We start from the raw sequence: 12,790 nt of genomic DNA, 5'->3' as shown, positions 1-12,790 counted from the left end.
TCCTGTTTTTACTGGAGTTCTTTTCATTGTTTTTTTACATAGAATAATTTGGTGCCTCATTAGTAATTTGTACATCATGAGGATGGCTCTCTTTCAAACCAGCACCAGACATTTCAATAAATTGAGCATTATCGTGTAGTTCTTTAAGGTTAGCTGCACCACAATAACCCATACCAGAGCGAATACCACCAATCATTTGGAAGACAATGTCAGCTGCAGCTCCTTTATAAGCAACACGACCTTCAATTCCTTCTGGAACAAGTTTGTTTGCTTCATTGACAGAACCTTGGAAGTAACGATCGCTTGAACCTTTTTTCATAGCAGCAATTGATCCCATACCACGGTAAGTCTTGAACTTACGTCCTTGGAAGATTTCAGTTTCACCTGGAGCTTCATCAGTTCCAGCAAACATTGATCCAAGCATAACAGCATTTCCACCTGCAGCAAGGGCTTTTACGATATCTCCAGAATACTTGATTCCACCGTCAGCAATGATCGTTTTACCATATTCACGCGCAACAGCTGCAGCATCGTAGATAGCTGTTACTTGCGGAACACCAACACCAGCAATCACACGAGTAGTACAGATTGAACCTGGTCCAATCCCAACCTTGACAACATCTACACCTGCTTCGTAAAGTGCGCGCGCTCCCTCAGCAGTTGCAATATTTCCAGCAATCAAAGTACGATCTGGGAAGTGAGCACGAATCTCAGCAATTTTACGCAAGACACCTGCAGAATGACCATGTGCAGTATCAATAACAATCGCATCCGCTCCTGCTTCAAAAAGAGCCTCTGCACGTTCAAATGTATCTGAAGTAACACCTACTGCACCTGCAACTAATAGACGACCAAACTCATCTTTAGCAGCATTTGGAAACTCAATAACTTTTTCAATATCTTTGATAGTAATCAAACCAGAAAGACGACCTTCTTCATCTACCAAAGGAAGTTTCTCAATACGGTGCTCTTGAAGAATACTCTCAGCTGTTGCAAGATCTGTACCCACAGGAGCAGTAACAAGATTTTCACTAGTCATATGATTTGAGATTGGTTGGTTATAATCTGAAATAAAACGAAGATCTCGGTTTGTCAAAATACCAACCAATTTACGATTTTCAAGTGTTTCAACAACTGGAACACCACTGATGCGGTAACGCCCCATAAGCTCATCTGCTTCAGCAATTGTATGTTCAGGCGTCAAGAAGAACGGATCAATAATAACTCCATTTTCAGAACGTTTTACCTTACGAACCTCGTCTGCTTGTTGAGCAATTGACATGTTTTTATGGATAACTCCGAGACCACCTGCACGAGCAATAGCAATGGCCATTTGACTCTCTGTAACTGTGTCCATGGCAGCGGTAATAATTGGGATATTTAAAGTCAAATTATCTGCCAATTTAGTTGTTAAATCAGCATCGTTAGGCAACACATGACTTTCAGCTGGAATAAGCAATACATCATCAAAGGTAAAACCTTTTTTCAAAAATTTAGTGTCCCAATTAGACATTCGAAGTTTCCTCTTTTCTTTCTTTTTGAGCTTGACTCTTTTTATATTGTATCTATCATACCATTCTATAAAAATTTGTCAAATGTTACAGGGGTAAATAAAAAACTATCTTTTCTTCTAGATAGAAATGATAGTTTCTTGTAAAATAAACTTAGTTAAAGTAATGGAGTCCCATTGCTCCTTTAACCTCAGATAGGGTTTGACCTGCAACTTCACGCGCTCTTTCACTACCTTTTTGAAGCATATTATAAACTTCTCCCATATCCTTAGCAAATTCGATACGGCGCTCACGAATAGGACCAAGTTCACGTTCTAATATTTCAAGTAGATAACGCTTGGTCTTCACATCACCAAGACCACCTCGTTGATAATGTTCTTTCATGTCAGCAATTTCTTGAGCATCTTCTAGACGACCAAAAACATCTAGATAATGGAAAACCATATTTCCTTCAATTTTACCTGGATCCTCAACGCGGATATGATTTGGATCTGTATACATACTCATTACTTTTTTACGCAAAGTATCCGCATCATCAGCTAAATAAATACCATTATTGAGTGATTTAGACATTTTAGCATTCCCATCTAAACCAGGCAAACGCCCTGCTCTCTCATTTTCTGGATAAATACCTTCCGGTTCTACCAAGACATCACAGTTATATGCATTGTTAAAAGAACGAACAATTTCACGAGTCTGCTCAATCATTGGTTTCTGATCTGTCCCAACAGGAACATAGTTGGCCTTAAAGGCTGTGATGTCAGCTGCTTGTGCAATTGGATAAACCAAAAATCCTGTTGGAATGCTTTCTCCAAATCCCTTCTGAGCAATTTCTGTCTTGACAGTTGGATTGCGCTCCAAACGTGCTAATGACACTAAATTCATATAATACATAGACAACTCAGCCAACTCTGGAATCTGGCTTTGAATAAAAATAGTTGACTTACTTGGATCCAATCCAACTGCAAGGTAATCCAAAGCCACATTTCCGATAGACTCTACAATGGTTTGAGGGTCTTTAGCATGATCTGTCAAGGCTTGTTGGTCAGCCAAGAACACAAACATATCATACTTATCCTCTTCCTGTAATAATACTCGATTTTTGAGACTTCCAACATAATGTCCAATATGCAATTTTCCTGTTGGACGGTCTCCTGTTAAAATAATGGGTTTAGTCATTTTGTTCTCCTTCGATATAGTCCCTTCAATTATAGCATTTTTTTAATGAAATAACCGTAATTTATCAAAATAAATCAGCCTTGCTATTTACGGATTTGTGTAAAGTATGCTGTAAATTTAATTTACACAAAATTGACAGATAAAAATTTGAATATTTCCGTATTTTCTAGTAGAATAAATATATTACATATATAGGAGAAAAACATTGCTTACAGTATCTGATGTTTCACTACGTTTTAGTGATCGCAAACTTTTTGATGATGTCAATATCAAATTTACAGAAGGAAATACTTACGGATTGATCGGTGCTAATGGTGCCGGAAAATCAACCTTTTTAAAAATTTTAGCTGGAGATATCGAACCTACTACTGGTCACATCTCTCTTGGTCCAGATGAACGTCTCTCTGTTCTTCGTCAAAATCACTTTGACTATGAAGATGAACGTGCCATTGATGTTGTTATCATGGGAAATGAAAAACTTTATAGCATCATGAAAGAGAAAGATGCCATCTACATGAAGGAAGATTTCTCAGACGAAGATGGAGTGCGTGCTGCAGAACTTGAAGGAGAGTTTGCCGAGCTTGGAGGATGGGAAGCAGAAAGTGAAGCCTCTCAACTCCTTCAAAACCTAAATATCCCAGAAGAATTGCACTATCAAAATATGAGCGAATTGGCCAACGGTGAAAAAGTAAAGGTTCTCCTCGCCAAAGCACTTTTTGGTAAACCAGATGTCCTTCTTTTGGACGAGCCGACCAATGGTTTGGATATCCAATCAATTACATGGCTAGAAGACTTCTTGATTGATTTTGATAACACCGTTATCGTAGTATCACACGACCGTCACTTCTTAAACAAAGTATGTACTCACATGGCCGACCTTGACTTCGGAAAAATCAAACTCTATGTCGGAAACTATGACTTCTGGAAGGAATCTTCTGAACTCGCTGCTAAATTGCTAGCAGACCGTAATGCTAAAGCAGAAGAAAAAATTAAACAATTGCAAGAATTCGTTGCTCGTTTCTCTGCTAATGCTTCTAAATCAAGGCAAGCAACATCACGTAAGAAAATGCTTGATAAGATTGAACTTGAAGAAATTGTACCATCTAGTCGTAAATATCCATTTATCAACTTTAAAGCGGAACGTGAGATTGGTAATGATCTCTTGACAGTAGAAAATCTAACTGTAAAGATTGATGGTGAGACTATTTTAGATAATATCAGCTTTATCTTGCGTCCAGGTGATAAGACAGCGCTTATTGGACAAAATGACATCCAAACGACTGCATTAATTCGTGCAATCATGGGGGACATTGACTATGAAGGAACTGTCAAGTGGGGAGTAACTACTAGCCGTTCTTACTTGCCAAAAGATAACTCGGCAGATTTTGCAGGAGGAGAGTCAATCCTTGACTGGTTGCGTCAATTCGCAAGTAAAGAAGAAGATGACAATACTTTCCTACGTGGCTTCCTCGGCCGTATGCTCTTCTCTGGAGATGAGGTTAACAAACCTGTAAATGTCTTGTCAGGGGGAGAAAAAGTTCGTGTCATGCTTTCAAAACTCATGCTCTTAAAATCAAATGTCCTTGTACTTGATGATCCAACCAATCACTTGGACTTGGAATCTATCTCAAGCTTGAATGATGGATTGAAAAACTTTAAAGAATCAATCATCTTTGCCAGCCATGACCACGAGTTTATTCAAACTCTAGCCAACCATATCATTGTCTTGTCTAAAAATGGCGTCATTGACCGTATCGATGAAACCTATGATGAATTCCTAGAGAATGCAGAAGTACAAGCAAAAGTTAAAGAACTTTGGAAAGACTAAAAAAATTCAAAACTCAGTTGGGTTAACCAGCTGAGTTTTCTAACATTTTATGAGGTAACATGAAATTATTTTTTAAAACATATTGGACCTATTTTGTTTCTTTCATCATTCCCATAATCATTATGATAGGAGTATATCTATCTCAAGGTATCTACTGGAATAGCGATACATCTCCACTATTAGGAGATGGGTTTCATCAATACGTTATTTTTGATATAGCTCTAAGAAATATCCTACACGGAAATGGTAGTTTGTTCTACACCTTTACAAGTGGCCTCGGATTGAATTTCTATGCCCTATCTAGTTATTACTTGGGTAGTTTCCTTTCACCACTAGTTTACTTTTTTGATCTAACTAATATGCCAGATGCTGTCTATCTGACAACTCTCTTAAAATTTGGATTGATTGGACTGTCAACTTACTTTAGTTTAAATAAATTATTTCAATCGATTCCTAATCCTTTAAAACTAGCTTTATCTACTTCCTATGCTCTGATGAGTTTCACTGTCAGTCAATTAGAGATAAAAACCTGGCTAGATGTTTTTATCTTGATTCCTTTAATTATAACTGGTTTACAGATACTCATCACTAAAAAGAAATTCCTATTGTACTTTACAAGTCTGTCAATCTTATTTATCCAAAACTATTATTTTGGCTATATGACAGCATTGTTTCTTATTTTCTGGTATCTCTGTCAAATTTCTTGGGACTTTAAAACCCGAAAATCATCTTTTCTTGATTTCATAATCACCTCTGTTTTAGCTGGTATGGCTAGTTTGATTCTGATTCTTCCTACTCTGTTTGATTTACAGACACATGGGGAAAAATTGACTGAAGTTACAAAGTTTCAAACTGAAAGTAGCTGGTATCTTGATCTTTTTGCTAAGCAATTCATCGGTTCCTTTGATACAACAAAGTATGGGGCCATCCCAATGATTTTTGTTGGACTACTTCCCTTTATTTTGACCATTTTATTTTTTACGCTGAAATCTATTAAGTTTCATGTGAAACTTATCTATGCAATCTTCTTTACATTTCTAATTGCAAGCTTTTATATTGAAGTTCTTGATTTATTTTGGCAAGGCATGCATACTCCAAACATGTTTTTACATCGCTATGCTTGGATTTTCTCTACCTTGTTAATTTACACAGCAGCGGAAGTCTTAAATCGTCTGAAAGAAATTAAAATCTGGAATTTTTTAGTTTCGCTTTTTCTTATAGTAACAGGATTTTTAGCTACCATCTATCTAAAATCGCATTATTCTTTTTTAACAGATTTGAATATTCTGCTTACTCTTGAATTTTTGGTTGTCTATTCGCTTTTACTCCTTGCAGTTATCAAAATGTTTATCTCTGTAAATCTATTTGCCATTCTAATCTCTTTATTTATAATGGTTGAAATGAGTTTAAATGCTTCATCTCAAATGGACGGAATTGCTAAAGAATGGGGTTTTGCTTCTCGAAGTTCATATAATCGAGATATCCCAGCTATGGAATCTTTCTCAACAGATATTGGAAATCAATTTACTCGTACTGAAAAACTACAAACTCAGACAGGAAATGACAGTATGAAATTCAACTACAATGGAATCTCTCAATTTTCATCTGTTCGAAATCGTTCAGCAAGCTCTACTTTGGATAAACTCGGGTTTAAATCCTCTGGGACTAATCTCAATCTCCGCTATGCAAATAATAGTATTTTGGCTGATAGTTTATTTGGTATCCAGTACAATATCTCAGACAGTCCTATTGATAAGTATGGTTTTAAAGATATCTATCAAAAAGATAATCTTACCCTATATGAAAATCAATACTCTCTTCCGATTGCATTTGCTAGTCAATCTGTTTACAATGATGTCAAGTTCAATGAACATACCTTGGATAATCAGGCCTCATTTTTAAATCAACTTGCTAACGTCAATTTTGATTATTTTTCTCCAATCCCTTATGACAAAACAGAAAATACTGATGATTTGATTAGTGTTACAAGTTCTTCAAATGAGGATGCAGCAATCCAGTATCAAATTGAAGTACCAGAAAACAGCCAAGTTTATCTTTCTTTCACAAATCTTCACTTTTCTAATGATAAACAAAAGAAAGTTGACATCCTTGTAAATGGTGAAAAAAAGACTTTTACAACTGATAATATCTTCTCCTTCTTTAATCTAGGCTATACAAAAGAGAAAAAAACTTTCAATATCAATGTTAGTTTCCCTGGAAATTCACAAGTATCATTTGAATCTCCTACCTTCTATCGTTTAGATACCCAAACTTTAACTGAGGCAATTCAAAAAATTAAAGAACAGCCTGTAACAGTATCAACTTCTAAAAACAAGGTTTTTGCTACATATGATGTCCAACAAGATACATCTATTTTCTTCACCATTCCTTATGACAAAGGTTGGTCTGCCTACCAAGATGATAAGAAAATAGAAATTAAACAAGCTCAAACTGGATTTATGAAAGTTGATGTTCCCAAGGGAAAAGGAACTATTACACTTTCCTTTATTCCCAATGGTTTTATTACTGGATCAATCTGTTCCTTTACTTCACTTTTACTATTTGGAATTTATAATCACAAACGAAAGTCATCTAAGACATAAAAAAATCGACCAATTAATCGGTCGATTTTTTTAATCTTCTTCCATTTTCTTAGGTTGATAGGCTAGCATACCTAAACCAATAAATAGGGCTAATATCACGACAAGGTAAACGACTTGATGATGAATATTTCCTGTCATAGAGATTGTTTGTCGTAATCCCGAAACTGAATAACTCATTGGTAACCAGGGATTAATAGCTCTAAAGAAATCATTTGTCAAAGCAAGCGGGTAAGTACCTGCACTTGATGCTAACTGTAATAAAAGCAAAATAAGAGAAAAGAAAGCTCCTATACGGCTATTCCATGTTGTTAAAGCGGTCACCATGGACATGAATACTAAACTTGTTAGGATAATGAGAATAAATGTTCTCATCTCATGATTAGCCGTTAGACCAATAAGATGAACTCCTCCATATACCAAAATTCCTGCCAAAACAGCTATAATACCATTTATTTCTGCTCGAGATTTCAACCAAGCCCAACGACTCTCTGGATGACGTCCTGAAGGCAACTTCGCAAAGATCATATTCGTTGATATTGCTGCAACAAAGAGAGCAACTGATATCATATAAGGAGCCATTGCAATTCCATTTACAGGAACTTGATCATTGTCTGTTTTTGAAAGATTGAGTGGATTTGACAAAATCTCTGCATTTTTAGATTCCGTTGATGCTGATTTAAGTTGATCTCTAGCATTACTTAATCCTTGTCCCAAAGAAGCAACTCCTATCTGTAAACCTTCCAATCCAGAAGTTAACTTTGTTCCACCTTCTGCAAGTTTACCAGATCCATCTGCCAATTTATTAGCTCCATTCTCTAATTGAGAAGCACCTGAAAGTAACTGACTGGATTTGTCTGCTAATTGACCAGATCCTGATTGTAATTTATCAACTCCTGCCATTAATTCTTGACTCTTTTGATTCAATTGGTTAGAGCCAGTTGATAATTTTTCAATACCAGACACTAATTCTGGAGTTTTTTCAACTAATTGACCAACTCCTGCTGTCAAGTTAGAAGATTTTTGTGTCAAGGTAGTTGAGCCTGAAACTAGTTGATCCAGACTACCTGTCAAGGTGGAATTCTTTTCACTTAGTTGACTTGCGCCTTGAGAAACTTTATCAACACCTGCAGTATATGCATTTACACCCGATGTAATCGACTGACTGGCAGGAACTAATTTGCTAGCAACAGCTCCTTGTATCTCTGTTAATCCACTTGACAATCCTGTCAAAGAAGTAGAAGCAATAGGTAATACTTGATTAGCTTGATTTTTTAAAGTCGAAAGATTAGAAGATTGATTTTGTAAGTTTTCTAAACTTCCTTGTAAACCTTGAACTAAAGCTACAATTGACTGTGCTGATTGAATACTATCAGTCGAATTTTGAGATACAGAAGCACTTATCTCAGCTTGTTGCTCACTTGTCAAAGATTGATAAGCTGCTGTCGATTGAATATTAGCTAATGTAGTCGCTTTATCAGACTGAGCACTTGCTAACATTTGATTAGAAAGAGATACTATACTTGATAAAACAGAATCTAATTGTTTTGTATCTCCAACATCAATATTTTGAATAGCTTGATTTAACTGATTTAGACCAGAAGATAATTGATTAATTTGATCTTTTTGCTCAGACGAAGCATCTAACTTGCTAGAAAGTTGTTGAATTCCTTCACTTAATTGCTCCACCCCCATTCGAAGTGTAGCTGATTGATTAGATAACTGATTAGCACCTGTTGCAAGACTTCCCACTCCATTGGTGTAGGCACTAACACCAGATGAAAATTGATTAAGACCAGCATTGAGCTGAGAAACACCGCCAGTATAGGACTCTACACCAGTATATAGTTGATTGATTCCTCCTACTAATTCAGGACTTTTAGAAGATAATTGACCTAATCCGCTATCTAATTGACTCACTGCACCAGTATATGTAACTAAACCACTATTAAAATTTCCTAATCCAAGATGAAGTTGTTCAACACCAGAGACATAAGAGGATAATCCTTTAGTAAACTGCTCCGTTCCATTTGAAAATGTTAAACTTGAATCTGCTAAAGAGTGTAGGTTAGTAGTTAATGTTTGACTTCCTGCCACTAACTGATTCGCTCCATCAGTTAGTTTTTCACTACCAGACGCTGCTTGACTCATACCATCCTTTAAATCGACCATCTTGTTAAAGAAAGCTTTAGTATAAGTCTCGGTTACATTGGTAGAAACACTCTGCTTTAATTGTGTCATAGCAGAATCACTCATCTTACTTGCAATAAAGCTATGACCACTTGAAGTCTGATAATCGATCTGCATTTGTTCTGGGTGATCCGTTAAAATAGAAGATGCTTTTTCAGATAGATCACTTGGCAAAGTGACTACCATAAAATAATCACCGTTTTCTAGACCCTTCTTACCTTCTTCTTCATCTACAAAATGAAAATCCAATGATTTATTTTGCTCTAAATTAGACACCATATCTTTTCCTATAGACATGCTATTACCATTATAAGAGGCCTCTTTATCATTATTGACAACTGCCACAGGTAAGTCAGACACTTGACCATATGGATCCCACATTGAGGATAAAAATATGATATTGTACAGAGCGGGAATAAGAGAAACCCCTATCATGACAATAATAAAGGTTGGTTTTTTAAAAATTGCTTTCCATTCTTTAAACATAGTTTCTCCTTTTTTAAACATATTGTCTAAAATTTTGATATAATAGATTATACAATAAAAAATCTAAATTACAAGATAAAAAATCCATTTTTAGACATATAGTCTAATTTGTTTACAAGGAGGAAATATGAAAGAAAGTAACAAACGCTTAAAAACAAAGCGAACTATTGAAAATGCTATGGTAGAATTACTGATGGAACAACCATTTGATCAAATTTCTACTGTCAAGTTAGCAGAAAAGGCCGGAATTAGTCGTTCCAGTTTCTATACGCACTATAAGGATAAGTATGATATGATCGAGCACTATCAAAGCAAGCTATTTCATACATTTGAATATATTTTTCAAAAACATGCTCATCACAAAAGAGATGCTATTCTAGAAGTATTTGAATATCTAGAGTCAGAACCACTTCTAGCTGCCCTTCTTTCTGAAAATGGGACCAAAGAAATCCAAAATTTCTTACGAAATAAACTTCATATCATGCTCAGTACAGATTTACAAAAGCGATTTATGCAACTGAATCTCAATACCACTGAATTAGAATATAGTAGCATCTATCTAACTCACGCACTTTTTGGTGTCTGCCAAACTTGGATTGCACATGGAAAAAAAGAAAGTCCTCAAGAAATAACAGACTTCCTTATGAAAATGCTTGGTGATACAAATTGATACAAAAAGAGGAACACAGTTGTGTTCCCTTTTATCTATACTCCGCCAGTAGGACTCGAACCTACGACATCATGATTAACAGTCATGCGCTACTACCAACTGAGCTATGGCGGATAAAATAGTCCGTACGGGATTCGAACCCGTGTTACCGCCGTGAAAAGGCGGTGTCTTAACCCCTTGACCAACGGACCTTCTATCTGTAGCAGATATAACCATTATATCAATTTCTTGCTAATTGTCAATTACTTTTGAGATTTTTTCTCTAGAATATCTTTTAATTTTCTAATTTTTAATCTTGAAATAGGACAACGATGGTCTTCATAGAAAACAATTTCTAGATTTTTTCGATCAATTTCTCTGATATTGCCTATATTTACCAAAAATGACTTATGAGGAGAATAAAATCTCTGAGTATGTTTGTCCTTTTCCTGAATATCTGTCATGGTACCGTAAAACTCTTTGGCAAAATTCTTACCAATAATGCGTAATTTATGAGAGACACCTGTCGTTTCAATATACAAAATATCATGGTAAGGAATTTTTAAATCATTTCCCTTGTAATTGTAGTCAAAATAATCTACAACATCTTCATTTTCAAGTAACATACTCTTCGTGTAGAAGATATTTTGCTCAATTCTCTTCTTAAACAACTCATCATTGATATCCTTATCAACAAAATCTAAGGCTGATACCTGGTATTTATAGGTTAGAGTCGCAAACTCTGATCGACTGGTGATAAAGACGATAATAGCGTAAGGATTGTGATGACGAATAAACTGAGCAACTTCAAACCCTTTTTTCTCAATTCCATGAATATCAATATCTAGAAAATAAAGCTGGTTTACTTCATCATTTTCGATATATTCCTTAAACTCACGAACTTTTCCCGTTGTCTTGTATGATATTGGAATATTCGATTCTTTCGAAATTTCATCCAATATTCTCTCTAGTCTCACTTGATGTTCAATAACATCTTCTAAAATTAAAACTTTCATTCAAATTCCCTCTTAAATCTAATGATTTGTCTAAATGTACTGCCTTCCATCTCTGTTTCTAAAATAATATTGTTGTACTTATCCAGTAGTTCTTTCACATTATTTAATCCGACTCCACGATTTCTTCCCTTAGTAGAGAATCCTAAAGCAAATAGATCTCCTGAAGGAGTCATCGTCATTTTACATGAATTCTGAATCACAATCACTGTTTCAGTTTCCATCTTAATAACTGCTACTTCCATCTGCTTTTTATAACTATCAGCCGATCCTTCGACAGCATTGTTCAATAAAACACTCATAATACGAACTAAATCCAGCAGGTCTATTGGAAGCTTGGTAATCGTATCTTTTACTTCCAGTGTAAACTCTACACCATTATTTCGAGCATAGACAATGGACTGGGCAACCAAACTTCGTAAAGCTGAATCTTCTATATTGTTCAAATCAAAGTAAGTGTACTTATCTGAACGCAGTTTATGATTTGCTTTGACTAAAACTTTATTGTAAACTCTGTCAATTTCCTGTAAATCACCACTGTCAATTGCCATCTGCATGCTGACAAGCATCCCAGCATAATCATGTCGAAAACCACGAATTTCATTATACAGACCAACAATTTCATCTGTATAGTTTTGTAAATGTTTCTGTTCAAATTTCTTCTGCTTCAACGCAATTTCTTTCTCCATTTGTTCTTTATGAGAATTCATTGCAAAGAAGGTCAGAAGGAGAGATATAAAGACAATAGATGATAGAATACTTCCAAAACTATTCAAATGTTTAATCGTACTTACCATATCTGAAACGAAAGATACAATATGTAGCAATAGTAAAGCAAAAAATACTTTTTTCAAGAAAGGATAGAGGTAGTCTTTGTCAAAATAGGTTAGTTCCAAGTGGAAATAATGAATGATTTTTAAGATAATAAAATAGGTCAATACCGTTACAACGAAAAAGAATGGGTCATAATATTGTAAAACAAAATTGTCTCCTGTTAGAGAGGAGAAAGTTACGGACAGAAAGGTATGAGTGCTCTCATATAAAAGAGATAGTAGTAAACTTAGGAATAGTCCTCTATCCCTCTCATACTGTTTAATCCATCGAAAATAGGAATATAAACCCAAAGGAAATAAAAATGTTGCAATTCCTAACCCATCTAAATTTAGAAGATAAAAGGAAAGGCTAAGTACTATTTCTACTAGTAATGTATAAGCACCAAAAACGTATAGTTCCTTTTCTTTTATTTGACCTTTGCAAATTAAACTGTAACTGTGACTAATAATAAAAAAATATAATATAAAATCTACTACTAAGAAAAAATTCATTCTGACACT

The 12,790-nt window shown here is 35.2% G+C and carries 8 protein-coding genes and 2 tRNA genes; 3 read left to right on the top strand and 7 right to left on the bottom strand.

Features of this window, described 5'->3' with window-relative positions; all coding sequences use genetic code 11:
- Positions 1-34 precede the first annotated feature (34 nt).
- Together guaB and trpS are read right to left on the bottom strand one after the other, a co-directional pair.
- Positions 35-1,513 carry an IMP dehydrogenase gene (gene guaB / locus ACLNCW_RS06865; protein WP_000073418.1) on the bottom strand — a complete coding sequence of 493 codons (1,479 nt, stop codon included), beginning with the start codon at positions 1,511-1,513 and terminating at the stop codon, positions 35-37.
- Between the two features lie 151 nt (positions 1,514-1,664).
- Positions 1,665-2,690, bottom strand: a complete 1,026-nt coding sequence (trpS, locus tag ACLNCW_RS06860; RefSeq protein WP_020902301.1) for a tryptophan--tRNA ligase — start codon at positions 2,688-2,690, stop codon at positions 1,665-1,667.
- Between the two features lie 205 nt (positions 2,691-2,895).
- Here trpS and ACLNCW_RS06855 point away from each other — a divergent pair, with 205 nt between their 5' ends.
- Both ACLNCW_RS06855 and ACLNCW_RS06850 read left to right on the top strand, forming a co-directional pair.
- Positions 2,896-4,518, top strand: coding sequence for an ATP-binding cassette domain-containing protein (locus ACLNCW_RS06855; RefSeq protein WP_000958774.1), 1,623 nt, complete (start codon positions 2,896-2,898; stop codon positions 4,516-4,518).
- Between the two features lie 59 nt (positions 4,519-4,577).
- Positions 4,578-7,121, top strand: a complete 2,544-nt coding sequence (locus ACLNCW_RS06850; RefSeq protein WP_424845697.1) for a YfhO family protein — start codon at positions 4,578-4,580, stop codon at positions 7,119-7,121.
- Positions 7,122-7,151: 30 nt separating this feature from the next.
- Here the strand turns inward: ACLNCW_RS06850 and ACLNCW_RS06845 are convergent, their stop codons facing one another.
- Complete coding sequence (locus ACLNCW_RS06845) at positions 7,152-9,794, bottom strand: YhgE/Pip domain-containing protein (protein ID WP_049515615.1); 2,643 nt, start codon at positions 9,792-9,794, stop codon at positions 7,152-7,154.
- Between the two features lie 127 nt (positions 9,795-9,921).
- Between ACLNCW_RS06845 and ACLNCW_RS06840 the strand changes: the two genes are divergently transcribed.
- Entirely contained in the window at positions 9,922-10,464 is a 543-nt protein-coding gene (locus tag ACLNCW_RS06840; RefSeq protein WP_020902617.1) for a TetR/AcrR family transcriptional regulator, read from the top strand.
- Between the two features lie 40 nt (positions 10,465-10,504).
- Here the strand turns inward: ACLNCW_RS06840 and ACLNCW_RS06835 are convergent.
- The 4 genes from ACLNCW_RS06835 to comD all read right to left on the bottom strand — a co-directional run bounded on the left by ACLNCW_RS06835 (position 10,505) and on the right by comD (position 12,781).
- A tRNA-Asn gene (locus ACLNCW_RS06835) sits at positions 10,505-10,578 on the bottom strand.
- A 5-nt stretch (positions 10,579-10,583) separates the two neighbouring features.
- Positions 10,584-10,655 (bottom strand) — tRNA-Glu (locus ACLNCW_RS06830).
- Positions 10,656-10,706: 51 nt separating this feature from the next.
- Positions 10,707-11,459, bottom strand: coding sequence for a competence system response regulator transcription factor ComE (comE, locus tag ACLNCW_RS06825; RefSeq protein ID WP_000866073.1), 753 nt, complete (start codon positions 11,457-11,459; stop codon positions 10,707-10,709).
- Positions 11,456-12,781, bottom strand: coding sequence for a sensor histidine kinase (comD, locus tag ACLNCW_RS06820; RefSeq protein WP_247930370.1), 1,326 nt, complete (start codon positions 12,779-12,781; stop codon positions 11,456-11,458). Before comD ends, comE begins: the two co-directional genes overlap by 4 nt.
- Positions 12,782-12,790: the final 9 nt, after the last annotated feature.

The organism is Streptococcus sp. CL6.22 (assembly GCF_049738055.1).
GTDB lineage: Bacteria > Bacillota > Bacilli > Lactobacillales > Streptococcaceae > Streptococcus > Streptococcus mitis_DJ.
Note: the sequence above shows the minus strand (reverse complement) of the source record. Positions and strands in the feature narration are given on the sequence as shown.